Raw genomic sequence first — 26,771 nt, forward strand, 5'->3', positions numbered from 1 at the left:
TCCAGGCTCGCAGGCAGAACACCCCGATGAGATGGAGCTCGATCATGGCTGTGCCGAAGCGCAGGATGTCGCGCGCGAACACCCGTAGCCGGCGCGCGCAGTGGAAAGCCGAGGCCACCGGTCTCGTCAACGTGACCGTCGCAGGTCAGCCCCGCAAGGTGCCGCGTCGTCTCCTCAAGGCCGCTCGCCTCGGCCTCGTCGACCTCGACCGCCGCTGACTCTGGCGGTAAATCGTCAGATTGGCGGCGCGCCTCTCAGGTCTCTCTCAGACGCGGGGTTGAGACTGTGGCAGTGCGCATTCTTGTCGTAGATGACGATCGCGCTGTGCGCGAATCCCTCCGACGGTCGCTGTCATTCAACGGGTATTCGGTCGAGTTGGCTCAGGACGGCCGTGAAGCACTCGATCTGATCGCCAGCAGCCGCCCCGACGCCGTTGTGCTCGACGTGATGATGCCGCGGCTCGACGGTCTCGAGGTCTGCCGGCAGCTCCGCAGTACCGGCGACGATCTGCCGATCCTCGTGCTCACGGCCCGCGATTCGGTCTCCGAGCGGGTCGCCGGCCTCGATGCCGGGGCCGATGACTACCTGCCGAAACCGTTCGCCCTTGAAGAGCTGCTCGCCCGTATGCGTGCACTGCTGCGCCGCACCGGCCCCGACGACGGGGAAGCCGAGTCGGCGGCGATGACGTTCTCTGATCTGTCGCTGGACCCGGTGACGCGAGAGGTCACCAGGGGGCACCGCGCGATCAGTCTCACCCGCACCGAGTTCTCGCTGCTCGAAATGCTGATCGCGAATCCGCGCCGGGTGCTGACGCGCAGCCGGATCCTCGAAGAAGTCTGGGGCTTCGACTTCCCGACCTCGGGTAACGCGCTCGAGGTCTATGTCGGGTATCTGCGGCGCAAAACCGAAGCCGAAGGGGAACCGCGGCTGATCCACACCGTGCGCGGTGTGGGTTACGTGCTCCGCGAGACGCCGCCCTGATGGCGTCGGAGCCCAGGACGGGGCCGTGGCCCGGTCAGACGTTCAATCTGCAGCCCGCGAGTTCGGTGTCGTTGCGTTGGCGGGTGATGCTGCTCGCGATGTCGATGGTCGTCATCTCCGTGGTGCTGATGGCCGTCGCCGTGTACGCGGTGGTCTCCCGCGCCCTCTACGACGACATCGACGACCAACTGCGCACCAGGGCGCAGATGCTCATCGAGAGCGGTTCACTGGACGCCGATCCCGGCAAGGCCATCGAGGGCACCGCGTACTCCGACATGAACGCGATGTTCTACATTCCGAGGCGCAACAAGTACACCGCCAATCACCAGGGGCAGACACTGCCGGTGGGCGGACCCGAGCAGGACGTCATGGACGGCACGCTGTGGATGTCGCTGCGGACCGCCGATCGCCAGCGGGTGCTGGCGGTGCACCTCGCGAGCGGCAACTCGCTGCTTCTGTCGAAGAGCCTGGCGCCCACGGGGCAGGTCCTCAAGCGGCTCGGCACCGTGCTGCTGATCGTCGGTGGGCTCGGCGTCGCGGTGGCGGCGATCGCCGGCGGCATGGTGGCCAGTGCGGGGTTGAGACCGGTGGCCAGACTCACACAGGCCGCAGAACGGGTGGCGCGGACCGACGACCTCCACCCGATCCCGGTCGTCGGTAGTGACGAACTCGCCCGTCTCACCGAGGCTTTCAACATGATGTTGCGCGCGCTCGCCGAATCCCGGGAGCGCCAGGCCCGTCTGGTCGCCGATGCCGGCCACGAGTTACGCACCCCGCTGACGTCGATGCGTACCAACGTCGAGCTCCTGATCGAGTCTATGAAGCCGGGGGCGCCGCGCCTCCCCGAAGAGGACATGGTCGAGCTGCGCGCCGACGTCATCGGTCAGATCGAGGAATTGTCCACGCTGGTGGGCGATCTCGTCGATCTCACCCGCGAGGATGCAGGTGGTGCGGTACACGACTCGGTCGAGATGACCGAGGTGATCGAACGTTCCCTCGAGCGGGTTCGCCGGCGACGCAACGACATCGAGTTCACGGTGTCGGTCACCCCGTGGCAGGTGTACGGCGACGCGGCCGGACTGGGCCGTGCAGTGCTCAACCTTCTCGACAACGCGTCCAAGTGGAGTCCCCCGGGCGGCTCCGTCGGTGTCAGGCTCACCCAGATCGACTCACTGCACGCGGAATTGGTGGTCTCCGATCACGGGCCCGGAATCCCGCCCCATGAACGCGATCTCGTCTTCGAACGGTTCTTCAGGTCCACCTCGGCGCGGGCGATGCCGGGATCAGGCCTGGGGCTCGCCATCGTCAAGCAGGTCGTCCTCAAACACGGTGGAAGCCTGCGCGTCGAGGACACCGTTCCAGGGGGCCAGCCTCCGGGGACGTCGATGCACATGGTGCTGCCCGGACGCCTGTCGACCGGCGCGGATCAGGACGACGAGTAGTCCGCGACACGCGGCGATCGGTCTCGAAGGTGACCTGGGTCACCGGAGACAATGATTGAGACGGACGTATCCGGGCAACGCACAAATGTTGTCTCAAAGGAAATGGATCTCTAAGGCGTTTCTCAGTACGTATGGGCACGCTGACAGGGCATTGATCGTTATCCCAAGCGTGAAGACCGACACGAGGAAGAGCATCGCAGCGATATGACCAACCACCCGAGGTACTCGCCGACTCCGCAGCCGGGTCGTCAGTCCGGTTATCCCGGGCAGGTCCCGCCGGCCCCTCCCACCGGGCCGCAGCGGTCAGGGTCGTATGAGCAGCCGGGATCGGGCAGCTGGGACTGGCGCTACGCGACAGAACAACAGCGCCAAGGCTTTCGGTCGCCCTACGATTCCTATCCCGGTGCCCCCATGCCGGCGGGGCAAGGCCAGTACCCGCGCCCGGGTGTCCCGCCCCTGCCGCAGCCGCAACCCCGAAAGCGTTCCCGCGCATCGGCTTTGATCGTCGGGGCCGTGGCTGTCTCCCTCGTCTCCGCCGGAGTCGGCGGCGGTGTCGCGATGTTGGTTCACCCCGATCACAGCGTCGGCGGGATCAGCGCGTCGGGCGCCGCGCCGACGGTGCCCGCGGCCAGTGTGCCCGGCGGCTCCGTCGAGGCCGTCGCCACCAAAGTCGTTCCGAGCGTTGTGAAGCTGGAAGTCAATCAGGGTCGTGCCACCGAAGAGGGTTCCGGCGTGATCCTTTCGACGGACGGGCTGATCCTGACCAACAACCATGTGGTCGCCGCGGCCGCGGGTGAAACCGGTGGCCCGGGTGTACCCGGCGCTGCCGCGAAGACGAAGGTGACGTTCGCGAACGGCAAGTCGACGTCGTTCACGGTGATCGGTGCCGATCCCGGCAGCGACATCGCGGTCGTTCGCGCCGAGAACGTGTCGGGCCTGACGCCCATCGAGGTCGGTTCGTCGGCAGACCTTCGGGTCGGGCAGGACGTCGTGGCGATCGGTTCGCCCCTCGGCCTCGAAGGGACCGTGACGACGGGCATCATCAGCGCGCTGAACCGGCCTGTGGCCGCGGGCGGCGATGCCAAGAACCAGAACACGGTGCTCGACGCAATCCAGACCGATGCGGCCATCAACCCGGGTAACTCGGGCGGTGCGCTGGTCAACATGAACGGCGAACTGGTCGGCATCAACTCGGCCATTGCGACTCTGGGCGCTGACGCCGGTGGTGCGCAGGGTGGATCGATCGGTCTAGGGTTCGCGATCCCGGTCGATCAGGCCAAGCGCATCGCCGACGAGATCATCCAGACCGGTAGCGCGTCCAGGGCCTCTCTGGGTGTCCAGGTCGGCAACGACGCCGGTGTCGACGGCGCCAAGATCGTCGAGGTGACCGCGGGCGGCGCAGCGTCGGCCGCGGGTCTGCCCAGCGGCGTGATCGTCACGAAGCTCGACGACCGGGTGATCAGCAGCGCCGACGCGCTCGTTGCCGCGGTCCGTTCCAAGGCACCCGGAGACAAGGTGACGTTGACCTACCTGGGTCAGTCGGGCAAGCCGGAGACGGTGGACGTCACGCTCGGCAAGGCTGCTCAATGAGGTCGTCCGTCGGGGACGGTCGCGTTGCACTCAGAGTGGCCGCACCGATGTCTGAACCGAGATATACGGTTGAGCTCATGGAGCAGCCTCACGCGTTGGTCGGTCGGGCGTTGGTCGTCGTCATCGACGACAGGACGGCCCATGGAGACGAAGAGGACCACAGCGGTCCGTTGGTCACCGAGCTGCTCGGTGAGGCCGGGTTCGTCGTCGACGGCGTCGTCGTCGTCTCGTCCGACGAGGTGGAGATTCGCAACGCACTGAACACCGCCGTCATCGGCGGCGTCGACCTCGTGGTCTCCGTGGGTGGTACCGGGGTGACACCGCGTGACGTCACTCCCGAATCGACTCTCGACCTTCTCGACCGGGAACTGCTGGGTATCTCCGAGGCGCTTCGGGCGTCCGGCTTGTCGGCCGGCATCATCGACGCGGGTGTCTCGCGTGGCCTCGCCGGCATCTCCGGGAGCACGCTGGTGGTGAACCTGGCGGGCTCGCGCGCGGCGGTCCGCGATGGCATGGCCACCTTGGGTCCGCTGGCTGCGCAGGTCATCGCACAGCTATCCAGTTTGGAGATCTAAGCGACGTCCCGTGTTAGGGATTACTCCGAAATCCGCCGGAATGAGCGCCTCGCAGCAGGCCTCATCCGCGCGGATTTTCGTTTTTCCCGGGAGGGGAGGAGCCTGCAATGTTAAGTACAGGTGAACAGCCTGGGTGGACAAACTGTGACGTTAATCACACAAGGATATGCCGGTGACCGGACCTTCTGACAAGTCGCGAGATCTAGTTAACAGAGTCTTCGGCGACGCGATCCCCGAGGTATCGCGTGCCGAGCGGGAACCCATCGCGCCGGACGCCGAAGACGACCACGACCAATGGCTGCGGGACAACGTTCCACCCCACCACGACTGACCTGTGATTTCCCTTTCTCATCCCTAGCGGATTCCTGGTAACACATTCACTCCCATTGACGAATACGTCGATGCAGGGCAAGGAACTGCGGCGCTCGCCGTGACCACTCCGTCTTCGGGCGGAAGCGGTCATGGGCTGCAGGGGGAAGCTTCAGCAAAGGGCACGCAACCGCGTATCTCGGCCGACACCACCGGGCTACGCGTTGCAGGTCAGTGGCCTCCCCGTTATGTTCCTCCCGTAGTCAACGATGAGCGAATCGTAAGAACGGCCTGTGGAGTTTTTAATTCCGCTCACATGAAGTTCTTGCGCGGTGTGTGGTGTAGCGGTACGGCCAGGCACGAGCACTCGAAGCCCCGCCCGGGGTTTCGACAGAAATAGCTAGGGAGATCATGAAGGCAATCACTCGGGTGCTGATCGCGATGGTGGCGTCCATCGCGGCTTTGTTCGTGAGCACTGGCACCTCACACGCAGGTCTGGACAATGAGCTGAGCGTTGTCGACGGGCAGGGCCGTACCTTGACCGTTCAGCAGTGGGACACGTTCCTCAACGGTGTGTTCCCGCTCGACCGCAACCGCCTCACCCGTGAGTGGTTCCACTCCGGCAAGGCCACCTACATCGTGGCCGGCGAAGGCGCGGATGACTTCGAGGGCACCCTCGAGCTGGGCTACCAGGTCGGCTTCCCGTGGTCGCTGGGCGTGGGCATCAACTTCAGCTACACCACCCCCAACATCGCCTTCGACGGTTACGGCGCGGTCTACGACGGCAGCGACCCCGACCTGGGCCTCCTGGACTCCATCGTGACCCCGCCGCTGTTCCCCGGTGTGTCGATCTCGGCCGACCTCGGTAACGGCCCGGGCATCCAGGAAGTCGCGACCTTCTCGGTCGACGTGGCCGGCCCCGGTGGCTCGGTCGTCGTGTCCAACGCTCACGGCACCGTGACCGGTGCGGCCGGTGGCGTGCTGCTGCGTCCGTTCGCTCGGTTGATCTCCTCGACCGGTGACAGCGTCAGCACCTACGGCGCACCGTGGAACATGAACTGACACAAGGTCTTCCAAGTTCCACCTGATTTGCTCGAACCAGCCCCCGGCCTCTGGCCGGGGGCTGGTTTGTTTTCGGTGCGACGTGAGCTGCGTCGGTTCGACGGCGCCGAGATCGCCTCGCGAGCACTGTGTGATCTTGATCACTGGGGCCCGGCCGCGGTCCCTGATCTGCGCACAGAGCCCGCAGCGTAGTTAACGGAGCGACCAATGTGCGGCTGCGACAGGCCAGGTGGGGACAGTCCGCGTCCCGCCGGATGCCGGTGCTCAGCGCGCGCGGTGCTCGGGAGCCATTTCACGTTCGCCCTGGCTGACCTGTGATTTCGTCTGGCGCCGCCAAGCGGGTCCACGGTAACGGTTCCACTCGCACGGACGAATACGTCGATGCGGGGTTACCAACTGCGGCGTTTCCGGACTGCTCCCCGCCGCCGCGCGAAGGGGGTCGGAGCGGACGGGAGTGCTCAGCAAAATGACTCGCGATGACGTGTCCCGGTGGCTGCCGCCGAGCTACGCGTTGCAGGGTCGTTGCCTCCCCGTTATGTTCCTCGTGTCAACGATGAGTGCATCGTAAGAACGACCTGTGGAGTTTTTAATTCCGCTCACATGAAGTTCTCGCGAGGTGTGTGGTGTAAGGCAGAGGCCAGGCACGGACATATCGGAGCTCCACCCGGGGTTTCGACAGAAAAGCTAGGGAGACCATGAAGGCAATCACTCGGGTGCTGATCGCGATGGTGGCGTCCATCGCGGCTTTGTTCGTGAGCACTGGCACCTCACACGCAGGTCTGGACAATGAGCTGAGCGTTGTCGACGGCCAGGGCCGCACCTTGACCGTTCAGCAGTGGGACACGTTCCTCAACGGTGTGTTCCCCCTCGACCGCAACCGCCTCACCCGTGAGTGGTTCCACTCCGGCAAGGCCACCTACATCGTGGCCGGCGAAGGCGCCGATGACTTCGAGGGCACCCTCGAGCTGGGCTACCAGGTCGGCTTCCCGTGGTCGCTGGGCGTGGGCATCAACTTCAGCTACACCACCCCCAACATCGCCTACGACGGTTACGGCGCGGTCTACGACGGCAGCGACCCCGACCTGGGCCTCCTGAACTCCATCGTGACCCCGCCGCTGTTCCCCGGTGTGTCGATCTCGGCCGACCTCGGTAACGGCCCGGGCATCCAGGAAGTCGCGACCTTCTCGGTCGACGTGGCCGGCCCCGGTGGCTCGGTCGTCGTGTCCAACGCTCACGGCACCGTGACCGGTGCGGCCGGTGGCGTGCTGCTGCGTCCGTTCGCTCGGTTGATCTCCTCGACCGGTGACAGCGTCAGCACCTACGGCGCACCGTGGAACATGAACTGACACCCGCTTGAACGAATCAGCCCCCGGCTTTCGGCCGGGGGCTGATTTCGTTTCGCGAGACGATCACTTCTCCGTTGTCGGCGGGTCCTGCTCGGTGTGGTCATTGCTGACAGGGCTGTTCGCCGACTGTGCTTGCAACAGATCGCGAATCTCGGTCAGCAGCGTCAGCTCGGTCTCGGTCGATTCCACCTTGGCGTCACGCTCTTTGAGTTTCTTGAACGGAACGACGATCACGAAGTAGATCACCGCGGCGACGATCAAGAAATTGATCAATGCCGACAACACGGCGTTGAGATCGACGAATTGATCGGCCCCGAGCGGGATCTTGAGAATGCCGTACTCGGTATCCGGGCCCGCCCCGATCCGGTCGACCAACGGTTGGACCACATTCTGGGTGAATGCGGTCACCAAACCGGTGAACGCGGCGCCCACCACCACCGCGACCGCCAGATCGATGACGTTGCCTCGCGAGATGAATTCCTTGAAGCCTTTCAGCATGACGATGACCCCTTCCTTCAGCGTTGCGCTGCCAAGTCCATGAACTTAGTCCCTGCCGCTGTGGCCGGGGCTTTTCTGTGAACAATTCGTGCGTCGGACGCCGCCATTCCCCGATGGGTTATCGGGAGCCAAAATCGAAGTGACAAAAGCGTTTTCGATGATCTCGGCGGGGTCGGGAAACCACCCGAAACGGACAATTTATGAATCTGAAATTGGGTAAGCGCTTGGAGGTTCCGACTGATACGCTGTGAGAGCCTGAAAACGTAAATCTGGACACGTGTGTCCATCTCTAGTAAAGGGGAAAGCTGATGGCTAAGCACGCCAAGGCGCCCGCTCGTAGTGCGAAGAAACTGGGTGCCGTGGGCTTGGGCTCGTTCTTTATGGCCGCAGCTTTCTCCGGACTGAGCGCTGGCACCGCCAATGCCGAGGTCGAGGAGATCGCTCCCGCGCCGCAGGTCACGAGCCGGCAGGCTTCGGAGAACGCGGTCATCCGCATCAACGACTTCGGTGTCGCCCGCGGCATCTCCGAGGCTCGCCTCGCGGATGCGGGCGTGGTTCACGCCGGTGGAAGCAGCTCGACCGAGGTTCGCGACTCGGTGAAGGCAGTCTCCGGCACCACGGCGTCGGCCTTCGAGGGTGAGTTCCCGACCGGTCCCGCCATCGGCGACTGGTGATCTGACACAAACAGATGCGCCCCCGGGTACTCCCGGGGGCGCTTTGTTGTGTCTGGCCTAGTGCAACGTCAGCGTGACGGCCTGTACCAGCGCGGCACCGGCCACCGACTTCGCCGCCGCTGCCGGGAGTGCGACCAAGACCACCCGCCCCCCACTGCGCCCGCCGACCCCATTCTCCTTGGCGGACACCAGAACTACGATCCCGTCGGTCGCAATCAGCCGGCCTTCCGCCGCGTCGTCAGCGGGTGCGGCCACGATGTCGACGACGTCGCCGGGTCTCACGAGATCCATCAGTGCGGCATCGGCCAACGGAATCGGAACGATCCGTGCGTCGGGGCCGGCGGCCGATTCCGCCAGCCGGGGCCCCAGTAGACGGACGTCGGTGAGGACTTCGCCGCGGCGAGCGGGGCCCGCCACCGTCGCGCCGACGACCGAGGCGACATCGTGAAGTGCGCCCTCGGGCACCCCGGGTGATGCCCGCGACTCCACCCGAATGTCGGCTGCGGTGAGTTCGACACCCGGCGACAGGTCGCGGACGGTCACGACGACGTCGGTCTGGTCTGTCCGCGGATCACCGCGCCACGCGGCGACGGCTGCCAGAATCACCAGAGCGGCTGCGAGCCCACGGCGCGCCCCCGGCGACCGCGACCAGTCGGGCCGCAATGCGCGGACGAGACGGTCCAGCGGCGACGGGTCCAGTGATTCGCCCATGCGCCCACGCTATGAGGCGCGGTACGGCGAAGTCAGCAGCCGGTTCGGCAGCTGTGGATAACTGTGCGGATCAGCTCGATGCGGCGGCAGCCGGCGTCGACGAACTGCTCGATGAACTCGAACTGCTCGACGAGGAACTGGAGCTGTCCGACGAGCCGGCCTTCTCCGAGGATGAACTCGACGAGGACGAATCCGACGAGGACGATTCGCTGCTGCCGGCGCTTCCGGAGCTCGACTTCTTGCCGGACTCCCGGCTGTCATTGCGATAGAAGCCGCTGCCCTTGAAGACCACGCCGACCTTGCCGAACACCTTGCGCAACCGTCCGTCGCACTGCGGGCAGTCCGTCAACGATTCATCGGAAAACGCCTGCACCACGTCGAACTTATTGCTGCATTCGGTGCACGCATAGGAATAGGTTGGCACACAAACCTCCGAGGTGGTCAAACTACTTAGCACTCTACCGGCTCAAGTGCTAGAACCGCCAGCGGGCTCGTCGCATTCCCGGCCCGCTGTCGCCCCTCTCATGGCGTGCGACACGCGCACAAAGCCGCTGCGGCCGCGCCGAACCTCGCGTCTGTATCATCGAAAAGCGGCTTCTCGCAATGTGTTACGGACTCTTGGCCGCCGTCATGGCGTGGATGGCGGTTCGCCGAGGGCGACGAGCCCCTGTTCGGGGGTGAGCGCGTGCGTCATGCGGACATCGTGAGCTTCGGACGGCAGGTGGTCGACTAGTTCCTCGTCCCGGACGACGGCCACCAGCAGAGCGCCTGGCCGGGCGAGCGCAAGCGTCCGGTCGTAGTACCCGGCGCCGCGACCCAGTCGAGCTCCATCGCGGTCGACGGCCAGAGCGGGAACCAACACCACATCGGCGGTAGTCACGGTCTCGGCGGGGAGCCGCGGTGGCGGAGGCTCGCGCAGCCCGAACGGCGCTGCGTCCAAGTGGCCCGGGGTGTACCGCCCCCATTGCAGGGGCAGGGGAGTTCCGTCGGCATTTTCGCGGGCCACGGGCAGCAGCACTTCGATGTGGCGGGCCACCAGGTCGTCGATCAGCGCCACCGAGCCCGGCTCCGAACCGACAGGCACGTACGCGCAGACCGTCGACCGCGGCGCGATCAGTGCGGCAAGGTGGCGCGCCAGATCGGCTGCTTCACCCTCTCGTGTTTGCTGACTCACCGAGCGTCTGGCAGCCAGAATTGCTGCTCGGACCTGTGTTTTGGTCGACGTCATCGGGTAGTTCCTAGATGCTCGGGTTAGAGGAGAACATGCGACGCGGAAAGGTTAGGGTGTGAACGATGAACCGGCCTGAAGTTCCTATTCCGTATACCGCAGTGGTTCCCGCTGCGGGACTGGGAACGCGTTTCCTGCCTGCCACCAAAACGGTGCCGAAGGAATTGCTGCCGGTCGTCGACACACCGGGAATCGAGTTGGTCGCCGCCGAGGCTGCCGAGGCAGGCGCCGAGCGGCTGATCATCATCACCTCCGAGGGCAAGGACGGCGTCGTCGCGCACTTCGTCGAGGATCTCGTGCTGGAGGGCACACTCGAAGCCCGCGGTAAGAACGCGATGTTGGAGAAGGTCCGCCGAGCGCCGGCGCTGATCAAGGTCGAGTCCGTGGTGCAGACCGAACCGCTCGGACTCGGGCACGCCGTCGGCTGCGTCGAAGACAGCCTGACGCCCGACGAGGACGCGATCGCGGTGCTGCTGCCCGACGATCTGGTGCTGCCCACCGGTGTGCTTGAGACGATGTCGAAGGTGCGCGCCAAGCGCGGCGGGTCCGTGTTGTGCGCGATCGAGGTCGACCGCGAGGAGATCAGCGCGTACGGCGTCTTCGACGTCGAGATCGTCCCCGACGCCGCCAACCCGAACGTGCTCAAGGTCAAGGGCATGGTGGAAAAGCCCAAGCCCGAGGATGCGCCGTCGCTGTTCGCGGCCGCCGGCCGTTATGTGCTCGACCGCGCGATCTTCGACGCTCTGAAGCGCATCCCGCGCGGCGCGGGCGGCGAACTTCAGCTCACCGACGCCATCGCGCTGCTGATCGAGGAAGGCCATCCGGTCCACGTCGTCGTCCACCGCGGATCTCGACACGATCTGGGAAATCCCGGGGGCTACCTGAAGGCTGCGGTTGACTTTGCGTTGGAGCGAGACGACTACGGGCCCGAACTGCGCCGGTGGTTGACCGAACGGCTTGGGCTCGTTCCCGCGGCGAACGACACCTAGCAGCGGCTGCACAGCCGGGCGGGCCGTTCGACGTCAGCCGGTTGGACGGAAGAAAGGCGCGCTGTGCGTTCGGTGGAGGAGCAGCAGGCTCGGGTGGCAGCTGCCGCGGTCGCGCCGCGGCCGGTGCGGGTGGCGATCGCCGAAGCCCAAGGCTTGATGTGCGCCGAGGAAGTGGTCACCGAGCGCCCGCTGCCCGGATTCGATCAGGCCGCGATCGACGGTTATGCGGTGCGCAGTGTCGATGTCCTGGGTATCGGCGGAGCATCCGACGGCGACGATGACGGCGGCGCGGACATCGAGCGCGACGAGAGCCGGCCCCGGGAGATCAGCCTTCCGGTGATGGGTCTGATCGAAGCGGGCAGCCGCACGCCCAGTCGGCTGCAGCCCCGCCAGGCGGCGCGTGTGCAGACCGGTGCCCCGATGCCCACCCTGGCCGACGCGGTGCTGCCGCTGCGCTGGACCGATGGTGGTGACTCGCGGGTCCGCGTGCTGCGTGGCGTGCGGTCGGGCGCCTATGTGCGCCGCACAGGTGACGACGTCCAGCCGGGCGACGTCGCGGTTCGCGCGGGCACGATCATCGGCGCCGCGCAGGTCGGCCTGCTGGCGGCCGTCGGACGCGAGCGGGTGCTGGTGCACCCGCGGCCGCGGGTGTCGGTGCTGTGTGTGGGCGGTGAGCTCGTCGACATCTCCCGGACCCCGGGCAACGGCCAGGTCTATGACGTCAACTCCTACGCGCTGGCGGCAGCCGGACGCGATGCCGGCGCCGAGGTGAACAGGGTCGGCATCGTGCCCACAGACCCGAAACAGTTACGTGAGGTTGTCGAAGGACAGCTCAGCCGCGCCGAGATCGTGGTCATCGCGGGTGCGGTCGGTGGGGCAGCGGCCGAGGGCGTCAGGACCGTACTGGCGCAGCTCGGCGACATGGAGGTCGCACGTATCGCCATGCACCCGGGCTCGGTCCAGGGGTTCGGGCAACTCGGTCCCGACGGTGTTCCCGTCTTCCTGCTGCCGGCCAATCCGGTCAGTGCGCTGGTGGTGTTCGAGGTGATGGTGCGGCCGCTGATCCGGCTTTCCCTCGGCAAGCGGCAAGCGATGCGGCGGGTGGTGCCGGCCCGCACCCTGTCGCCGATCAGTTCGGTCGCCGGCCGTAAGGGTTTCCTGCGTGGGCAGTTGATGCGCGATCAGGACACCGGTGAGTATCTGGTGCAGGCACTTGGGGGTGCGCCGGGAGCGTCGTCGCATCTCCTCGCGACGTTGGCGGAAGCAAACTGTCTGGTGATCGTTCCGAGTGAGGCCGAGCAGGTCCGCACCGGAGAGGTCGTCGACGTCGCGTTCCTCGCGCAGCGCGGCTGACCTACGAGACGGCTGTCGATATGAACCTGCTGAGTTCCCGGTCGCAGCATCCGGGTTGGCCGCAGGCGGTCGGCCCGCTGGTGGTGTCGGCCGGGACGGTGCGGCTGCGCCCGATCAGGTTGCGCGATGCGGCTCAGTGGAGCCGGATCCGCCTGGCCGACCGGGGGCACCTGGAACCGTGGGAGCCGTCCACGGACATGAATTGGGAACTGCGGCACTCTGTTTCGGCATGGCCGTCGGTGTGCTCGGGCCTCCGGTCGGAGGCCCGTAAGGGGCGGATGCTGCCGTATGCGATCGAGTTGGACGGGCAGTTTGCGGGTCAGCTGACGATAGGGAACGTCACCCACGGTGCACTGCGGTCGGCGTGGATCGGCTATTGGGTGGCCAGCGGTTCGACAGGTGGTGGTGTCGCGACCGCGGCGTTGGCCCTGGGGTTGGACCATTGCTTCGGGCCCGTCATGCTTCACCGCGTCGAAGCCACGGTGCGGCCGGAGAACGCGGCAAGCCGGGCTGTCCTGGCAAAGGCCGGATTCCGGGAAGAGGGCCTGCTGAAGCGTTATCTGGATGTCGATCGCGCGTGGCGGGACCACTTGCTGGTGGCGATCACGGTCGAGGAGCTGAACGGGTCGGTGGCGTCGGCTTTGGTCCGTTCCGGGCACGCCTCCTGGGCCTGAGGGCGGTTTGCCGCACCCCGGCTGTTACTCATGTGACACGTGTGACGGTTGGTGCTTGTATCCAGCGAATTACAGGTGTGTAATTGTGTCGGCGCGCCGCCCATGGATGCGCTGGTCACAGACCTAGCCTGATGGGGAAAGGAGCAGGCGCCATGCCAAGCATCCCCCAATCTCTTCTCTGGATCTCGCTCGTCGTGCTTTGGCTCTTCGTGCTTGTCCCGATGCTGATCAGCAAGCGGGACGCCGTTCGCCGAACCAGTGACGTCGCGCTGGCCACCCGCGTGCTCAACAGCACCGCCGGCGCCCGGCTGCGCAGACGTCGCGGTCCCGCGTCCGGGCACCGCAGCGATCCGGACTGGCAGCCCGCCGAGGACGTCGACGTCGACGAGGCCGAGGAGGCGCCCAGCCGCGCGGTGGTCATGGTGGCCGCCGAAGCCGACGGCGCGGGCGCCGAACCCGACTACCTGGACGTCGACGTGGTCGAGGACTCCGGAGCGCTGCCGGTCGCGGACGTCGCCGAGGAGCCCGTCGCGGCCGAAAGCGACGAGCTGACGTTGGATTTCGACGGAGCTGCTGCGCGGCACGAGGCGGCCGTCGAGGACGACGAGCGCGATACGTCCGATGACACCGGCGTCTACTCGGTGATCGACGACGAGTACGAGTACGTCGACGACTCATCCGAGATGGAGGAGGAGTCGGCGGAGTCGGAGGGGCCGGAGACCCCGGTCGCGCACTCGATCAGCGATGCGCGGCGCCGCCGCCGCGAGTCGACCACGGCTGCTGCGGTGTCGGCGCGCAAGTACCGCTTCCGCGCCCGCACCATCGCCGTGATGGCGGTGCTGATGCTGGCGAGCGCCGTCGCGGCGTTCACCTGGTCGTCGACGATGTGGTACGCCACGGCCGTATCCGCGTCGGTGACGCTGCTCTACCTCGCCTACCTGCGCCGCCAGACCCGTATCGAAGAGCAGGTGCGCCGGCGTCGCGCCCAGCGGATGGCCAGGTCACGGCTCGGGGTCGAGAACACCAGCGATCGGGAGTACGACGTGACCCCGTCGCGCTTGCGCAGGCCCGGTGCCGCGGTGCTGGAAATCGACGACGAGGACCCCGCATTCGAGCATCTCGACTACGTGCCGTTCGCTCGTCACTACGACCTGCCGCGCGCTTCTGGCCAGTAGTCACCTCGCGATTTCTGGCGGTGCCCGGCGGCTGATAACCTGTACCGGCACTAGGGGCTATAGCGCAGTTGGTAGCGCGTCTCGTTCGCATCGAGAAGGTCAGGGGTTCGATTCCCCTTAGCTCCACAACGTTTCAGCAGTTCAAGACGCCCGCTTCGGCCAGCTTGAATTCAGGATCGAACACTCGGGCCGCAGCGGCGAAAATCCGTGATGATCTTGGACATGTCTGCTGGGCCACACTGTTCGACCGGCGTCGCCCTGACGGTCTCGATGCGTGACGCGCCGCGGGACGACTTGTACAGCTTTGGTTCGTGACGAGTCGGTAGGTGCGTCAGTTTGATGCGGCGCTCTGGCAAAGAGCGGCGGTGCGCCTCCGGGTCCGCTTCGCGAATTGGGGGCAAACAATAGCCCCCCTGTGTCTGTTGATCTTGAAATCGCACTTGGTCATGCACGTTGAGGCAGGCCAGACACTATTGACTCGCGCGTAAGCTAAGTAATAGATTGCGGTGAATCTATCGTCGGGGGGAACCGCAATGAGTTCAGCAAAGCATGCAGCGCGCGTTGGTGCGGTCGCGTTCACCCTCGGTCTCGGCGCAGCGATGGCCAGTGGTACCGCTTATGCTGCGCCGGACGACCCTTCGGAGGGCTCGGGCGGTTCCTCATCGTCCGCGGAGTCGCACCCGTCAACCACGAAGTCGGCAGACAAGAAGCCTTTAAACAAGAACTCCGCCGGGTCGTCGGATACCGCAGACACCGCTCAAGGCCCGTCGGACGATACCGACCACGACCTCGGGGACTCGAAATCCGACGCTGAGCGTGCCGGGGGCGGCGAGGACGGCGCGGCCGGCGCAGAGAGTGTCAAGATAAGGGAAAAGCATTCGCGCACAGGGCCATCCGCGACATCGGCAGACGATCAGCCAATTGAATCGCCCGAGGTTGTAGACGGCGGAGACCCGGTTTTGCCGGACGACAACTCTACGGGTGCGGTCGTCGAAGAGCCGACCACCACGGCTCCGGGGCGCAGTGATACCCCCACGGTCGGTGCTGGTGATGCGGGATCCGAGACGTTGGCCGACGACCGCGGTCCCACGGTCGTGTCCCGGCCCCTCGGCTCGGCGGAACTCACCGTCTCAAATGTCGAAGGTGACGACCTGCCCAGCGGACCCTCAGGACCAGCGCTGCTGCTCGCCGTGGTCCAGGGGGTGATCCGTGATTTCAACCGGTTCTTCTTCAACAGCAGGCCATCATTCGATCCTCGCCAGGTCGTGGCATCCGGGGCCACCGGAATGGTTTACGGCACCCTGAACGCTTCGGACCGCGATGGCGACCCATTGGTCTACACGGTGACCGAGCAACCCGTGAACGGCACGGTCGTCGTTAATCCGGACGGCACCTACGTCTATATTCCCAAGCAGGAGTTGCTGTCCGCGGGTGGTCAGTGCGGCCCCACCGCTTGCTTCGACGCGTACACCGACTCGTTCAAAGTCGACGTCGCCGACAAGGGCTTCAACCTCCGCAAACTCATTGGCTACCTCATCGGCGCACCGACCTCCGTGGCGACGTCGGTGTCCGTGAACGTCCCGCAGACCAACGTCGGCGCAGGCGCACTTTCCCAGACCTTCCGGGTCTACAACGCCACGCGCAACCAGGTCAAGATCACGACCACGACCGCTTTCACCAAGACCCACGACGCCGGAATCAACACGTTGAACGCTCCTGCCCTCGGTGCCACCTTGGAACCGGGCGAGTTCCACGAATATCAGGTGACTTTCTGGGCGTTCCATGTCACAGGAGTCGAGGTCACCTATACCTCGACCGATGGTTCGGCGTGGAGAACCTACATGTCCACCGACCTGTTCAACAGCCGAGGGATCACCTGCAAGACCAGCAACGCCGTGTGCAATCCCACCAGCTTCACCGGCGGTGACACGATCGTGTTGATGGAGCAGCCCGGCGCGCCGGACATAGAGATCCCCGCGGGTCAGGGCCAGCGGCAGGCGGATGTGCTGAATCGGATGTGCAGCGGTGGAATCGCGAGCTGCTCATTCAAGGTGCGTAGCAAGGTGGCAACGTACGCGCCGCGCCGCCAGGTCTGGGACTACACGACGGGAAGCGGCTCGGCCAACCTCTCGGAAGCGATAAAGATCTCCAATAGCGCTTCCAACAGCGTCGAGGTGAGTGCCAAAGCCGGCGTCAATATCAAAGCGATCGTCTCCGCCGAGATCGCCAGCAAGTACTCACACACCTGGACCGAGGGTTACGAGGTCAACCGCACCATCAGCAATACTGTGAAGCCGTACACGCACTTCATCCTCTACGTCGAAACCCCGGTGCAGCGGTACACAGGAGACTTCACGGTGAAGATCGGCAACACCACGTGGACGCTGCGGGACGTGTACTTCGATCAGCCTGACAAGGACCGTACTGTGCGCTACCTAGAGGTAGACGTCCCGGTTCGCCCCCGCACCATCGTTTAGCTCAGAGCGTCTCTGTAGTTCCACTCGTTTCGGCCTTGTCAGCGGTAGTAGATCTCCAACCGCTCGATCAAACCGTCGCGCACCGTGAAAATGTCTGCGGCGTAGACGAAATGGCCCGGCTCCCCGAGTGGGCTGGATGCCCTGATCTGGACGATCTCGGTGTCGCCGTCGCGGAACTGCGCCTCGATCTCGGTCACCGCCTGGCCGGCGAACACCACCGTCTTGTAGAACTGTCGCAGGGCGGCTGGGTCGGCGAAGATCCCCGCCGGGTGCGCCAGGCGCGCCGTCGGCGCGAACAAGCCCATCAATGCGTGGATGTCGGCACGGTTGACCGCGTCGATGTACTGCTCGGCCACGCTCATGGTTGATCGCCTCCGTGAGGTTCGAGGGCGACCCGCATGTGCCGGACTCCGCTGTGCTTGTTGCTCCGGACGTACTCGATCGGTGCGGTCATCGTCACGCTGCCGACCCGATCGAGTAGCGCATCGAACATCACCTGCATCTCCATCCGCGCCAGTGACGCGCCCAGGCAGAAATGCACGCCCCGGCCGAATGCCAAGTGCGGGTTGGGATTACGGTCCACATCGAAGACGTATGGGTCGGTGAAGACGGCGTCGTCGCGGTTGGCTGACGCCCACCACAGGCTCACCTTGTCGCCCGCCCTGATGTGTTGTCCGCGCATCTCGACATCACGGGTCGCCGTGCGCCTGTTGTATGGAGTGGACGACGCCCACCGGAGCATCTCCTCGACCGCTGTGGGCAAGAGGCTGCGGTCGTCTCGAAGTCGTTGCCAGACTTGCGGTCTCTCGCTCAGGGCAGACATTCCGATGGCGATCGAATTGCGCGTGGTCTCGCTTCCCGCAGCGATGATCAGGCTCAAGAACAGACGCTGCTCGTTTTCGGTGAGTGGCGCATCATCGATGAGGGCGTGGGTGACGATCGACAGCAGATCCGCCGTCGGCGGTTCACTGCGCTTGCGCTCCAACAGCTTTGTGCCGTAGGTGAACATCTGCGCTTGCGCCTGTGCCACGCGATCGCTGGTCTCGCCGATCTCGCGTTCCTCGTAGTCGAGGGTGACGTTCGCCCAGTTCATCAGTTCGTGGCGGTCTTCCTGAGGCACGCCTGCCAGTTCGGCCACTGCCTGCAACGGCAGTTCGGCTGCCACGTCGACGAGGAAGTCGCACTCACCTTTGGCCAGGGCGGCGTCGACGATCCCGACCGCCCGGTCGCGCAGGCCACTCTCGATGGCGCGCAGTGCGCGCGGCGTCGTACTCGGTGTCAGCAGGCGGCGGATCTTCGCGTGACGCGGGTCGTCCATCATGTTGAGCAGCGCGCCGACGGCGAATTCCATCGGCATGTCCTCGAGTGTGGTGCCGCCGCCCGCGCGGTCACCGCCCGTCTCCGACGAGAACGTCTCGCTGTCGGCGGCGACCGCGACGATGTCGGCGTGTCGGCTGAGCACCCAAAACCCCTCGCCGCCGGGCGTATGCTCCGTCGGCGGATGCCACCAGACGGGGGCGTCGCGGCGTAACCCGTCGAAGAACTCGAACGGGAAACCGTTGGTGAAGCGGTTCAGGTCGGTCAGGTCGAAATCGGCCACGGTCGACATGACCTAGACCATACGTAGTCCGCGAGGATGTCTTGTCAGAACGGGCTGCTATTCGACTGCGTCTTCGCGTCCTCGGGGCGCGGTCCGTACTTACGGACATAGTCGTCGTGCATCTTCGCGTCCTTCTTGCGCTGGATGACGTCGACGAGGTTCGGGTCCAGCCCTTGGCGCGCGAGCCGGTGCCTGCGCCAAACCTTGTTGAGCGCCAACGCCATCAGCAGCGCCCAGACGTATATCGGCGCCGTCATCTCCAGGCGCATGTAGATCGGCGCGGGTAGCAACCACAGCGGCGCGAGAATGATCAGCGGCGGAATCGCGTACCGGATCATGTGCCGCCGGATCGCGCCTTGGCCGGCGAGATCCTCTGCGACCCAGCGGTTCATCGACTGGGGGAGGCGCTTGCCGTAGCAGTACAGCAGGTACTGCCAGAAGTTCGGTTTGTCGCCGTGCTCGGGCTCTTGGATGGTCATCGACGCTCCTTTGCGTGGGCTGGTTCCGGCCGCAGTGCGCCCGCCGCGACGGCGGCGGTGTTGATGCGGGTGAGTACTTCGTGCAGATGCTCCAGTTCGGCCATCTCGACGCCCAGGCGCGCGACGACGGCCGGGGGAATCTCGAGCGCTTTCTCACGCAGCGCGGCCCCTGCTGCGGTGAGTTGGACGTCGGTGGAGCGTTCGTCGGTGGCATTGCGGGCCCGCGAGATCAGGCCGATCGCTTCGAGGCGTTTGAGCATCGGCGACAGCGTGGCCGAATCCAATTGCAGTGCAGCGGCAATCGCTTTCACCGAGAGTGGGGAGGGGGTGGTGAGCCGCTTGTGGTGATCCCACAGGGCCAGCATCACCAGGTACTGCGGATGTGTCAGTCCCAATGGTTCCAGCAGCGGCCGGTAGACCGCGAGGACCGCCCGGTTCGTGGTGGCCAGCGCGAAGCAGACCTGACGCTCCAAGGCGAGAGGATCGACATCGGGGAGGGCGGTGACGGCCATACTTAGATAGTGCCCTAACAATTAGGGCGCTAGCAATATCGCCTCGGTCACTCCGTGCCGATGGTCACCCCGGCTGCCCGTTCCATCGGTTTGACCACGGACGTGAAGTCCGAGCCCGGCCCTTCCTCGGCCTGGGTTTCGCGCCACAGTTGCGCCACCGACTCGGCGAGGGCCACCGGCGATCCCAGCGCCTCGGCCTCGGCGAGATACAGTAGCACGTCCTTGGTCATCAGGCCCGTGGCGAAACCGTAGTCGAAGGTGCGGGGTAGCACCGCCCGCGGAAACTTGTCCCGGCTGGCGTGTGTACCGCCCGACCCCGAGTTGAGCACGTCGATCATCACCGGTGCGTCGAGCCCGGCCTTGGTGCCCATCACCATCACCTCGGCCGTCACCGCGAGTGTCGTCGCGGCCACCAGATTGTTGATCAGCTTCATCGTCTGCGCCGCGCCTGGCTGCTCGGAGACGAAGTGCGCGCGTCCCAATTCCGCGAACACCGGCGCTAGGCTGTCGAATTCACGTCGGGGGCCTGACACCATCAGCGTGAGCGCACCTGCCTGCGCCCCGTGTACGCCACCACTGACCGGCGCGTCCAGTGCCGCGATGTCGCGCGCCGCGAACACTTCCTGATTACGTTGCGCCGCAAGTTGACCCACGGTCGACAGATCGACGAACCGCCGGACTTGAGACCCCTCGGCGACCTCGGCCGCAACCGCGTTCGACACCTGCGGGGTCGGCAGGCTGGCCAACACGGTCTCGGCGCTGCCGCCGACACCCCGGGCCGACGAGGCTACCTCGGCGCCCAGCTGTGCCGCCCGCTCGACGGCGTCAGCGGAGGTGTCGAACACCGTCACCCGATACCCGGCCGCGACGAGGCGGCCCATCATCGGGAACCCCATGTTGCCCAGCCCGACAAAGCCGAGTTTCGTGCTCATCGGCTACTCGCCGTCCAGCTCGGCGAACGCGGCCCTGGCGATCCGGAAACTGTCGACGGCCGCGGGAATGCCCGCGTAGATACCGACCTGAAGGAAGATCTCCCGGATCTCGTCCCGCGTGACCCCATTGGTCAATGCCCCGCGAATGTGCGTGGCGAGTTCGTGGGGCCGGTTGAGCGTCGCGATCATCGCGAGGTTGAGCATGCTGCGCGTCTTCAGCGGCAGGCCCTCGCGCCCCCACACCGCACCCCAACAGTATTCGGTCACCAGGTCCTGCAGGGGTTGTGAGAACTCGTCGGCGTTGGCCGCCGCCCGTTCGACATACTCGGCTCCGAGCACCGCCGTCCGGATCTCCCTGCCCTTCTCGTACGTCTCGCGGTTCATGCCGGAGGCGGGGTGCCGATGAGCACGGCGCTGAGCCGGCAGCCGTCCGGTCCACCGCGCCACGCATGGTCGACCCCGGTGAGCACCACCAGGTCGCCCTGCTCGAGGTGATGTGAGCCGTCGTCGAGGACGAGGTCGACGGTGCCCGAGAGCACCGTCTGCAGGTCGAGCGTGTCGGTGTGGTGCATGGGCGTCTCGGAGTCAGGTCCGAGTTCGACGAACATCCACCGCACCAGCCCGGGTGCGATGCCCTGGTCGATCAGCGGCGCGGCGCCGGCCGGCCGGGCCGGGGGCGGGGTGTCCGACGTGGCGAAGGGGATGCCCATCGCGAAGCCGGGCGCCAACTGGTCGAGCGTCAACTCGTCCTGGCTCAGGACGCAGGACTTGCCGTCCGCGTCGACTCCGGTGATCAAAGTCCGCACTTTCCCTCGCTCCCTTGGCATCACGGAGTCAAGACGTGGAGCCCGGCCCCGGCCAGACGCCGTGATGGTGACATTGGTTGCCTCCGTTACGTTTTGCACGGTACATCGCCATGTCGGCCGCGGCGATCAGGTGGTCGACGGTGGTATCGGGAACCGGGTCGGTGCCGAGTTCGGCGAACGCCGTGCCGACACTCGCCCTGACCTTCACCGGCAGTGCCGCGATCGCGTCGCACACATCCTGGAAGAACGCCACCGCCCGGGGGGACGACGCGACGTCGGCGATCAGGAACTCCTCCCCGCCGCTGCGGGTGATCACCGCCGTCGGTGTCGCGGTCGCCCGCAGCGCATCGGCGACAGCCACCAGCGCCCGGTCGCCGGCGAGGTGGCCGTAGGCGTCGTTGAGGCTCTTGAAATCGTCGAGATCGAGCAGCGCCACCAACAGAAAACGGTCGGTGTCGTAGCGGCGGGCGAGCAGCCGCATCGTCTGCCTGCGGAACGCGCGCCGGTTGAGCAGCCCGGTCAGCGGGTCGAGGTCCGCGTAGAGCAGATCGCCTTCCATCGCTTTCAGCAGCATGCGGATCGCCAGTGGCACTCCAAGATTGACCTGCAGGATCAGGAAGAAGTCGACCGCGGCGAGCGCGGTGCGCCCCTCGGCGGCCAACTGGAGCGCCTGGTAGGCGCCCACGCCCGCCGCGACGACGATATTGGCCACCACCAGTCGCATCGTGTGGAAGAACGCGCTGATCGCGCCGTTGGTGGTGAACGCGATGCACCCGAGCAGTGCGGCCAGCGGATCAGGATAGGCCAGACACGCGATCGCGATCGAGATGGTCGTGACGATCAGAAACGCAGCCGACTGCGTCTTCGTGGGCCATCTCCACAGCCACAGCGCAGAGCCGACCAGGCCGCCGGCCACAGCGGTCCACATCATCGCGCGCTGCGGATTGTCGGTGGGACCGCCGGCGCCGATCAGAAGGACGAGCACAGCAGCCGCCATCGACAGCGTGATCGCCGCGACGAACAGGCGCACCGACAGCGTCACGCCACGTCCATCGAGGAAGTTGCTGAACCACTCGTAATGGTCAGCGCGTCCGTGATCCCGCTGCATCCCGCATCATCTCGTCGTCGGTGACCGATATCGCCATCGACCCTAGCGGGATGAAATTCACACGAAGCGTTTGCTGACGGACGCGTCGCATCCTTGCCCGAGCTTCCCGTGCGCCCGTAGCCTCGAACTGTGTCCGGCCTGACTGCTGTTCGCGCCGATGACCTCGCCGCGCTGGCCGTGTTCGACGGCATCAGCACCGAGGCCCTCGTTCCGCTCGCTGCGCATCTGCGGCCGTTGAGCGCCGCACCCGGCCAGGTCCTCATGCAGCAGGGCGAGCTGGCTGTGTCGTTCCTGCTGATCGGTTCCGGCCGCGCCGAGGTCACCCACACCGGTGAGGACGGGCACGACACCGTCGTACCGCTTGAGCCGGGTCTGATCGTCGGCGAGATCGCGCTTCTTCGCGACGCCCCCCGGACCGCGACCATCGTCGCCTCCGAACCGTTGACCGGGTGGGTCGGCGGACGGGAGGCGTTCGCGACGATGCTCGAGGTACCAGGGATGGTGGACCGCCTCGTGCGGACCGCGCGGCAGCGCCTGGCCGCGTTCATCACGCCGATCCCGGTCGAGGTGCGCGACGGCACCGTTCTCTACCTGCGGCCGGTGCTGCCGGGGGACAACGAACGGACCACCAACGGGCCGGTGGAGTTCTCCGGCGAAACGCTCTACCGGCGCTTCCAGTCGGTGCGGTCACCGTCGAAGACGTTGATGGCCTACTTGTTCGAGGTCGACTATCTCGACCATTTCGTGTTCGTCCTGACCGAGGGACCCGACGGTCCGGTGGTGGCCGATGTGCGGTTCGTCCGCGACGAGAACGACCCCACCGAGGCCGAGATCGCGTTCATCGTCGGAGATGCCTACCAGCACAGGGGTATCGGTACATTCCTGATGGCGGCGATCTCCGTGGCGGCGGGGTACGACGGAGTGCGACGGTTCACCGCCAGGGTGCTCAGCGACAATTTCCCGATGCGAGCCATCCTCGACCACTTCGGCGCGATCTGGCGTCGAGACGATCTCGGCGTGGTGGTGACGGAGATCGACGTCCCGTCGGTTGACGACCTTCCTCTGAGCCGGGACATGGTCGCGCAGATCCGCGGCGTTGCGCGCCAAGCGATTCGGGCGGTCGGCTGATGAAGCCCGTACTGAGTAAAGACACCCGGCTGTGCATCTCGCTGTCGGGACGGCCGAGCAACATCGGCACCCGATTCCACAACCACCTGTACGACGTGCTCGGCCTCGACTTCATCTACAAGGCCTTCACCACGACCGACATCGCCGCGGCCATCGGCGGAGTGCGAGCGCTCGACATCAGAGGGTGTTCGGTGTCGATGCCCTTCAAGGAGGATGTGCTGAGCCTCGTCGACGAGATCGAATCGTCGGCGGAGGCGATCCGCTCGGTCAACACGATCGTCAACGACGGCGGCAAGCTCACCGCGTCGAACACCGATTATCTTGCCGTGCAACACCTTATCCGCGAGCACGGGTTGAACCCGGAGGATTCCGTGTTGATCCGCGGCAGTGGCGGCATGGCCAAGGCTGTCGCCGTCGCGTTCGCCGACGCCGGATTCGGCTCCGGTTTCGTCGTGGCCCGCAACGCCGAAAGCGGTGCGGCACTGGCTGATCGGTTGGGCTACGACTATCTGCCCGAGGTCGGTTCGGCTGTGGCTCCGATCATCGTCAACGTCACGCCCATCGGCATGGCCGGCGGTCCCGAAGAGGCGGAAGCCGCCTTCGGCGACGACACGATCGCCGCCGCCAGCACGGTGTTCGACGTGGTGGCACTTCCGTCGGAGACGCCACTGATCAAGGCGGCCAGGGCAATTGGTGCGCAGGTGATCACCGGAGCAGAGGTGATCGCGCTGCAGGCCGCCGAACAGTTCGAGCGCTACACGGGCGTGCGCCCCAGCGCCGAGCAGATCGCCGAGGCTTCCCGTTTGTCGCGGGCCTGACGTCAGGGGACGATCGTCGCCTGCTCGTCGATCGCCGCCGTGGCATCCATCAGTTGCATGGCGTGATCCTCGGTGCCTTCGGCAGTGATCTTGACAACGAACACACCGTCGTCCGCCGGGACGACGACCGTCTTCTGGGCGATCAAATAGCTGACGCCGTCCTTCTTGTAGAAGCCGCCGATCTGCGTCGCCTCGAAGCCGGCAAGGGTGCTCTGCTTACCCGCATTCGCGCCCTGGAAATCCGGTAGCGCGAGCGTGTCGTTGGGGGCGTACGCGAGGATCTTGGCCGGGTCCACATCACCGGTGAGCTTGGAGACGAACGTGACGATCGTCGGCGGGTTCGGGGGTGGTGGCGTACCGGTGAGGGTCATGGCGTCAAAGGCGCCCTGGGGTGTGTCGGGCCCCGCGGGCCCCCAACCGGGTGCGAACGGCAGCGTGATCGTCGGCGCGCCGGAATCGCCCTGGACGACAGCCTTCGAGTCGATGTTGTTGTCCAGGATGTACTGGTCGAGCGTCATGCCGGGACTTGCAGCGGGCGTCTGCGACGTCGGCGGCGCCTCCGTGGTGGTGGGGGCCGCCGCTTCCGACGTCTCGGACGTCGCCGACGATTCGCCGGCTTTCGTCGCCTCGCCCTCGGTGTCGGACCCGCAGGCAGACAGTCCGATTGCGAGGGCGATAGCGGTCGCGGCGACACCGGCACGCGTGGCGATGGTCATCTCTTCTCCTGTTCGCCGGCCAAGGGCCGGGGGCAATATCAGGCTCGAGGCTAGCGAAGTTGCTGTCCTTTCTGTGACGTCGTTTGCCGAAAGCCTCCGCCGGCCCTTCAGCGGGTGTACATGTTGCCTGTACCGACGCAAAAGTAGGGGGGTCGGGACATGAACAATATTGTTCGCTCGTTGATTGCGGTCGTTTCCGCGGTCGCTAGCGCGATCGCGCTGTCGATGCCATGGACGCTGCCGACGGTCATCTCACTGTCAGCGCAGACGACCGCGCTCATCATGGGCGGCACACTGCACCCGCTGACGGCTCCGAAGGACTCTGCAGACTTCGTCTCCGACTATCTCGAGAACGCCGTCACCGGTCTGCTCGACCCGGCGTTCGGACCCGTCGACAATGCGGTCGCGGTCTACACGCCCGAGGACTTCTTCCCGCTCGGGCGTCTCACGTTCGGAAAGTCGATCACCGAGGGGCTCGCGAACCTGGACCGATGCGTGTCCGCCCAATCGGGATGCGTCTTCAACGAGGACCCCGCCGTGGGCGCGACCGCCCCGCAGGCCGACGACTCGTTGATGGTGCTGGGATATTCGCAGAGCGCCGTGATCGCCTCGCTGTTGAAGCGCGATCTCATCGAGCGTGCGGAACCGGGCGCTGCGCCGGTGTCGTTCCTGCTGGTGGCCAATTCGATGCGGCCCAACGGCGGCGTCCTCATGCGCTTCGACGACTGGCAGACCATCCCGATCCTGAACATCCCGTTCCCCGGCGCGTCGCCGACCGACAGCGTCAACAACCTCTACCGGACCGTCGACATCGCCAGGCAGTACGACGGATTGGGCGGCGACTTCCCGGTGCGGCCGCTGAATCTGATCGCCACCCTCAACGCGCTGCTGGGCTACGGCATGCTCCACGGCGAGACGATCAACGTCCCGCTGTCGCAGGCGCGGTTCCAGGGGCGCGAGGGGGACACCAGCTACTACCTCATCGAAACCGACATCGTGCCACTGCTTCAGCCGTTCCAACTGTTCGTCCCGAAACCAATTCTGAAGGCGATCGACGCCCCGCTGCGCGTCATCATCGAGGACGCCTACGACCGGGACATCGGACCCGGCGTGCCGACCCTCGCGAGTTGGCGGCCGATCAAAGATCTCGCAGGCATGGCCGCCCGCCTCATCGCGTCCGTGCCGGTCGCGGTGGACAACCTGACCGAGGGATTCGGCTTCGGGCGCGTCCTCGGCACCTCTGCGCCCGGCGCGTTCGGCGTCGGCGGACCCGACGTGTCGACCGAAGACGTGTCGACCGAACCGGACGAGGACATCGCGACCGAAGCCGTTGTGTCAGAGTCGATTCCGGAATCCTCGAACCGCGCCGAAATCACCGACGACCTATCCGACGACGAACCCGACGTCACGGGGCGGCGGCAGAAATGGGACGACGTGGAGCCGGACTCCGTCGACGAGACCCCGGCGACCGAGCCGGAGCCCGAACCGGCCGAGGCCGGGGACGACGACGAACAGGCGCCGGTGGCGGACGAACCCGCCGCCGAGGACGGTCCGTCCGACGACGACGCGGCCGACGCCGCCTGACTGG

Annotated in this window: 30 protein-coding genes and 1 tRNA gene; 18 read left to right on the forward strand and 13 right to left on the reverse strand. The window is 65.9% G+C overall.

Annotation, left to right across the window (positions count from 1 at the left end; genetic code table 11):
* The first annotated feature begins 44 nt into the window (after window positions 1-44).
* From rpmF to P9A17_RS14715, 8 genes are all read left to right on the forward strand, one after another.
* A complete protein-coding gene (gene rpmF, locus P9A17_RS14680; RefSeq protein WP_115328210.1) occupies window positions 45-218 on the forward strand; it encodes a 50S ribosomal protein L32 in 174 nt (57 codons plus the stop codon).
* A 73-nt stretch (window positions 219-291) separates the two neighbouring features.
* The gene (locus P9A17_RS14685) at window positions 292-981 is read left to right on the forward strand and encodes a response regulator transcription factor (RefSeq protein WP_278039361.1); all 690 of its coding nucleotides are present in this window, start codon (window positions 292-294) and stop codon (window positions 979-981) included.
* Complete coding sequence (locus P9A17_RS14690; protein WP_278039362.1) at window positions 981-2,423, forward strand: HAMP domain-containing sensor histidine kinase; 1,443 nt, start codon at window positions 981-983, stop codon at window positions 2,421-2,423. Before P9A17_RS14685 ends, P9A17_RS14690 begins: the two co-directional genes overlap by 1 nt.
* 204 nt (window positions 2,424-2,627) lie before the next feature.
* Complete coding sequence (locus tag P9A17_RS14695; protein ID WP_278039363.1) at window positions 2,628-4,013, forward strand: trypsin-like peptidase domain-containing protein; 1,386 nt, start codon at window positions 2,628-2,630, stop codon at window positions 4,011-4,013.
* Window positions 4,010-4,588 (forward strand): MogA/MoaB family molybdenum cofactor biosynthesis protein, encoded by a 579-nt coding sequence (locus P9A17_RS14700; protein WP_278039364.1) that lies wholly within the window; start codon window positions 4,010-4,012, stop codon window positions 4,586-4,588. The genes P9A17_RS14695 and P9A17_RS14700 overlap by 4 nt, the downstream gene beginning before the upstream one ends.
* A 172-nt stretch (window positions 4,589-4,760) precedes the next feature.
* Window positions 4,761-4,919: a hypothetical protein gene (locus P9A17_RS14705; protein WP_278039900.1), complete on the forward strand. Its 159-nt coding sequence runs from the start codon at window positions 4,761-4,763 to the stop codon at window positions 4,917-4,919.
* A gap of 389 nt (window positions 4,920-5,308) precedes the next feature.
* Window positions 5,309-5,959, forward strand: a complete 651-nt coding sequence (locus P9A17_RS14710; protein WP_278039365.1) for an MspA family porin — start codon at window positions 5,309-5,311, stop codon at window positions 5,957-5,959.
* Window positions 5,960-6,654: 695 nt separating this feature from the next.
* Window positions 6,655-7,305, forward strand: coding sequence for an MspA family porin (locus P9A17_RS14715; RefSeq protein ID WP_278039366.1), 651 nt, complete (start codon window positions 6,655-6,657; stop codon window positions 7,303-7,305).
* A gap of 63 nt (window positions 7,306-7,368) precedes the next feature.
* Here the strand turns inward: P9A17_RS14715 and mscL are convergent, their stop codons facing one another.
* Window positions 7,369-7,803, reverse strand: a complete 435-nt coding sequence (mscL, locus tag P9A17_RS14720) for a large-conductance mechanosensitive channel protein MscL (protein WP_278039367.1) — start codon at window positions 7,801-7,803, stop codon at window positions 7,369-7,371.
* 308 nt (window positions 7,804-8,111) lie between these two features.
* On the opposite strand from mscL, the gene P9A17_RS14725 reads away from it, so the two are divergent.
* Window positions 8,112-8,477 carry a hypothetical protein gene (locus P9A17_RS14725; protein WP_278039368.1) on the forward strand — a complete coding sequence of 122 codons (366 nt, stop codon included), beginning with the start codon at window positions 8,112-8,114 and terminating at the stop codon, window positions 8,475-8,477.
* Window positions 8,478-8,534: 57 nt separating this feature from the next.
* Here the strand turns inward: P9A17_RS14725 and P9A17_RS14730 are convergent, their stop codons facing one another.
* From P9A17_RS14730 to P9A17_RS14740, 3 genes are all read right to left on the reverse strand, one after another.
* Window positions 8,535-9,188, reverse strand: coding sequence for an SAF domain-containing protein (locus P9A17_RS14730; RefSeq protein ID WP_278039369.1), 654 nt, complete (start codon window positions 9,186-9,188; stop codon window positions 8,535-8,537).
* A 70-nt stretch (window positions 9,189-9,258) separates the two neighbouring features.
* The gene (locus tag P9A17_RS14735) at window positions 9,259-9,612 is read right to left on the reverse strand and encodes an FmdB family zinc ribbon protein (RefSeq protein ID WP_278039370.1); all 354 of its coding nucleotides are present in this window, start codon (window positions 9,610-9,612) and stop codon (window positions 9,259-9,261) included.
* 204 nt (window positions 9,613-9,816) lie between these two features.
* Entirely contained in the window at window positions 9,817-10,416 is a 600-nt protein-coding gene (locus P9A17_RS14740) for a 5-formyltetrahydrofolate cyclo-ligase (RefSeq protein ID WP_278039371.1), read from the reverse strand.
* A gap of 65 nt (window positions 10,417-10,481) precedes the next feature.
* On the opposite strand from P9A17_RS14740, the gene P9A17_RS14745 reads away from it, so the two are divergent.
* From P9A17_RS14745 to P9A17_RS14770, 6 genes are all read left to right on the forward strand, one after another.
* Window positions 10,482-11,405: a UTP--glucose-1-phosphate uridylyltransferase gene (locus tag P9A17_RS14745; protein ID WP_278039372.1), complete on the forward strand. Its 924-nt coding sequence runs from the start codon at window positions 10,482-10,484 to the stop codon at window positions 11,403-11,405.
* Between the two features lie 63 nt (window positions 11,406-11,468).
* Entirely contained in the window at window positions 11,469-12,758 is a 1,290-nt protein-coding gene (gene glp / locus P9A17_RS14750) for a gephyrin-like molybdotransferase Glp (RefSeq protein WP_278039373.1), read from the forward strand.
* Window positions 12,759-12,778: 20 nt separating this feature from the next.
* Window positions 12,779-13,432, forward strand: a complete 654-nt coding sequence (locus P9A17_RS14755) for a GNAT family protein (RefSeq protein WP_278039374.1) — start codon at window positions 12,779-12,781, stop codon at window positions 13,430-13,432.
* Between the two features lie 152 nt (window positions 13,433-13,584).
* Entirely contained in the window at window positions 13,585-14,607 is a 1,023-nt protein-coding gene (gene glpR, locus P9A17_RS14760) for a gephyrin-like molybdotransferase receptor GlpR (RefSeq protein ID WP_278039375.1), read from the forward strand.
* 53 nt (window positions 14,608-14,660) lie between these two features.
* A tRNA-Ala gene (locus P9A17_RS14765) sits at window positions 14,661-14,733 on the forward strand.
* Between the two features lie 407 nt (window positions 14,734-15,140).
* Complete coding sequence (locus P9A17_RS14770) at window positions 15,141-17,084, forward strand: Ig-like domain-containing protein (protein ID WP_278039376.1); 1,944 nt, start codon at window positions 15,141-15,143, stop codon at window positions 17,082-17,084.
* A 38-nt stretch (window positions 17,085-17,122) separates the two neighbouring features.
* Here the strand turns inward: P9A17_RS14770 and P9A17_RS14775 are convergent, their stop codons facing one another.
* The 8 genes from P9A17_RS14775 to P9A17_RS14810 are packed head-to-tail and all read right to left on the reverse strand — an operon-like array spanning window position 17,123 to window position 22,521.
* Window positions 17,123-17,446: a nuclear transport factor 2 family protein gene (locus tag P9A17_RS14775; RefSeq protein ID WP_278039378.1), complete on the reverse strand. Its 324-nt coding sequence runs from the start codon at window positions 17,444-17,446 to the stop codon at window positions 17,123-17,125.
* On the reverse strand, window positions 17,443-18,693 hold the full coding sequence (locus tag P9A17_RS14780; protein ID WP_278039379.1) for a cytochrome P450: 1,251 nt from the start codon (window positions 18,691-18,693) through the stop codon (window positions 17,443-17,445). The genes P9A17_RS14775 and P9A17_RS14780 overlap by 4 nt, the downstream gene beginning before the upstream one ends.
* A gap of 35 nt (window positions 18,694-18,728) precedes the next feature.
* Window positions 18,729-19,163 carry a DUF5313 domain-containing protein gene (locus P9A17_RS14785; protein WP_278039380.1) on the reverse strand — a complete coding sequence of 145 codons (435 nt, stop codon included), beginning with the start codon at window positions 19,161-19,163 and terminating at the stop codon, window positions 18,729-18,731.
* Window positions 19,160-19,675 (reverse strand): MarR family transcriptional regulator, encoded by a 516-nt coding sequence (locus tag P9A17_RS14790; protein WP_278039381.1) that lies wholly within the window; start codon window positions 19,673-19,675, stop codon window positions 19,160-19,162. Before P9A17_RS14790 ends, P9A17_RS14785 begins: the two co-directional genes overlap by 4 nt.
* A gap of 47 nt (window positions 19,676-19,722) precedes the next feature.
* Window positions 19,723-20,607, reverse strand: coding sequence for an NAD(P)-dependent oxidoreductase (locus P9A17_RS14795; RefSeq protein WP_278039382.1), 885 nt, complete (start codon window positions 20,605-20,607; stop codon window positions 19,723-19,725).
* 3 nt (window positions 20,608-20,610) lie between these two features.
* Entirely contained in the window at window positions 20,611-20,991 is a 381-nt protein-coding gene (locus P9A17_RS14800; RefSeq protein ID WP_278039383.1) for a carboxymuconolactone decarboxylase family protein, read from the reverse strand.
* Complete coding sequence (locus tag P9A17_RS14805; protein WP_278039384.1) at window positions 20,988-21,413, reverse strand: AraC family ligand binding domain-containing protein; 426 nt, start codon at window positions 21,411-21,413, stop codon at window positions 20,988-20,990. Before P9A17_RS14805 ends, P9A17_RS14800 begins: the two co-directional genes overlap by 4 nt.
* 28 nt (window positions 21,414-21,441) lie before the next feature.
* Window positions 21,442-22,521, reverse strand: a complete 1,080-nt coding sequence (locus P9A17_RS14810; protein WP_278039385.1) for a GGDEF domain-containing protein — start codon at window positions 22,519-22,521, stop codon at window positions 21,442-21,444.
* A gap of 129 nt (window positions 22,522-22,650) precedes the next feature.
* On the opposite strand from P9A17_RS14810, the gene P9A17_RS14815 reads away from it, so the two are divergent.
* Both P9A17_RS14815 and P9A17_RS14820 read left to right on the forward strand, forming a co-directional pair.
* Window positions 22,651-23,649, forward strand: coding sequence for a GNAT family N-acetyltransferase (locus P9A17_RS14815; RefSeq protein ID WP_278039386.1), 999 nt, complete (start codon window positions 22,651-22,653; stop codon window positions 23,647-23,649).
* The gene (locus P9A17_RS14820; RefSeq protein WP_278039387.1) at window positions 23,649-24,467 is read left to right on the forward strand and encodes a shikimate 5-dehydrogenase; all 819 of its coding nucleotides are present in this window, start codon (window positions 23,649-23,651) and stop codon (window positions 24,465-24,467) included. Before P9A17_RS14815 ends, P9A17_RS14820 begins: the two co-directional genes overlap by 1 nt.
* A 2-nt stretch (window positions 24,468-24,469) precedes the next feature.
* On the opposite strand, the gene P9A17_RS14825 is transcribed toward P9A17_RS14820, so the two are convergent.
* Window positions 24,470-25,183 carry an LpqN/LpqT family lipoprotein gene (locus P9A17_RS14825; RefSeq protein WP_278039388.1) on the reverse strand — a complete coding sequence of 238 codons (714 nt, stop codon included), beginning with the start codon at window positions 25,181-25,183 and terminating at the stop codon, window positions 24,470-24,472.
* A 159-nt stretch (window positions 25,184-25,342) separates the two neighbouring features.
* On the opposite strand from P9A17_RS14825, the gene P9A17_RS14830 reads away from it, so the two are divergent.
* Complete coding sequence (locus P9A17_RS14830) at window positions 25,343-26,767, forward strand: PE-PPE domain-containing protein (RefSeq protein ID WP_278039389.1); 1,425 nt, start codon at window positions 25,343-25,345, stop codon at window positions 26,765-26,767.
* Window positions 26,768-26,771 lie beyond the last annotated feature (4 nt).

This window comes from Mycobacterium sp. 236(2023), from assembly GCF_029623955.1.
GTDB lineage: Bacteria > Actinomycetota > Actinomycetes > Mycobacteriales > Mycobacteriaceae > Mycobacterium.

What these genes read in the sequence shown, in the direction of transcription:
- P9A17_RS14690 (WP_278039362.1), top strand. Translation starts at nt 981, where the DNA reads ATGGCGTCGGAGCCCAGGACGGGGCCGTGGCCCGGTCAGACGTTCAAT.
- P9A17_RS14790 (WP_278039381.1), bottom strand. Translation starts at nt 19,675, where the DNA reads ATGGCCGTCACCGCCCTCCCCGATGTCGATCCTCTCGCCTTGGAGCGT.
- P9A17_RS14745 (WP_278039372.1), top strand. Translation starts at nt 10,482, where the DNA reads ATGAACCGGCCTGAAGTTCCTATTCCGTATACCGCAGTGGTTCCCGCT.
- P9A17_RS14800 (WP_278039383.1), bottom strand. Translation starts at nt 20,991, where the DNA reads ATGAACCGCGAGACGTACGAGAAGGGCAGGGAGATCCGGACGGCGGTG.
- P9A17_RS14710 (WP_278039365.1), top strand. Translation starts at nt 5,309, where the DNA reads ATGAAGGCAATCACTCGGGTGCTGATCGCGATGGTGGCGTCCATCGCG.
- P9A17_RS14785 (WP_278039380.1), bottom strand. Translation starts at nt 19,163, where the DNA reads ATGACCATCCAAGAGCCCGAGCACGGCGACAAACCGAACTTCTGGCAG.
- P9A17_RS14795 (WP_278039382.1), bottom strand. Translation starts at nt 20,607, where the DNA reads ATGAGCACGAAACTCGGCTTTGTCGGGCTGGGCAACATGGGGTTCCCG.
- P9A17_RS14830 (WP_278039389.1), top strand. Translation starts at nt 25,343, where the DNA reads ATGAACAATATTGTTCGCTCGTTGATTGCGGTCGTTTCCGCGGTCGCT.
- P9A17_RS14810 (WP_278039385.1), bottom strand. Translation starts at nt 22,521, where the DNA reads ATGCAGCGGGATCACGGACGCGCTGACCATTACGAGTGGTTCAGCAAC.
- P9A17_RS14770 (WP_278039376.1), top strand. Translation starts at nt 15,141, where the DNA reads ATGAGTTCAGCAAAGCATGCAGCGCGCGTTGGTGCGGTCGCGTTCACC.
- P9A17_RS14695 (WP_278039363.1), top strand. Translation starts at nt 2,628, where the DNA reads ATGACCAACCACCCGAGGTACTCGCCGACTCCGCAGCCGGGTCGTCAG.
- P9A17_RS14820 (WP_278039387.1), top strand. Translation starts at nt 23,649, where the DNA reads ATGAAGCCCGTACTGAGTAAAGACACCCGGCTGTGCATCTCGCTGTCG.
- P9A17_RS14755 (WP_278039374.1), top strand. Translation starts at nt 12,779, where the DNA reads ATGAACCTGCTGAGTTCCCGGTCGCAGCATCCGGGTTGGCCGCAGGCG.
- mscL (WP_278039367.1), bottom strand. Translation starts at nt 7,803, where the DNA reads ATGCTGAAAGGCTTCAAGGAATTCATCTCGCGAGGCAACGTCATCGAT.
- glpR (WP_278039375.1), top strand. Translation starts at nt 13,585, where the DNA reads ATGCCAAGCATCCCCCAATCTCTTCTCTGGATCTCGCTCGTCGTGCTT.
- P9A17_RS14700 (WP_278039364.1), top strand. Translation starts at nt 4,010, where the DNA reads ATGAGGTCGTCCGTCGGGGACGGTCGCGTTGCACTCAGAGTGGCCGCA.
- rpmF (WP_115328210.1), top strand. Translation starts at nt 45, where the DNA reads ATGGCTGTGCCGAAGCGCAGGATGTCGCGCGCGAACACCCGTAGCCGG.
- P9A17_RS14725 (WP_278039368.1), top strand. Translation starts at nt 8,112, where the DNA reads ATGGCTAAGCACGCCAAGGCGCCCGCTCGTAGTGCGAAGAAACTGGGT.
- P9A17_RS14730 (WP_278039369.1), bottom strand. Translation starts at nt 9,188, where the DNA reads ATGGGCGAATCACTGGACCCGTCGCCGCTGGACCGTCTCGTCCGCGCA.
- P9A17_RS14715 (WP_278039366.1), top strand. Translation starts at nt 6,655, where the DNA reads ATGAAGGCAATCACTCGGGTGCTGATCGCGATGGTGGCGTCCATCGCG.
- P9A17_RS14775 (WP_278039378.1), bottom strand. Translation starts at nt 17,446, where the DNA reads ATGAGCGTGGCCGAGCAGTACATCGACGCGGTCAACCGTGCCGACATC.
- P9A17_RS14740 (WP_278039371.1), bottom strand. Translation starts at nt 10,416, where the DNA reads ATGACGTCGACCAAAACACAGGTCCGAGCAGCAATTCTGGCTGCCAGA.
- P9A17_RS14825 (WP_278039388.1), bottom strand. Translation starts at nt 25,183, where the DNA reads ATGACCATCGCCACGCGTGCCGGTGTCGCCGCGACCGCTATCGCCCTC.
- P9A17_RS14780 (WP_278039379.1), bottom strand. Translation starts at nt 18,693, where the DNA reads ATGTCGACCGTGGCCGATTTCGACCTGACCGACCTGAACCGCTTCACC.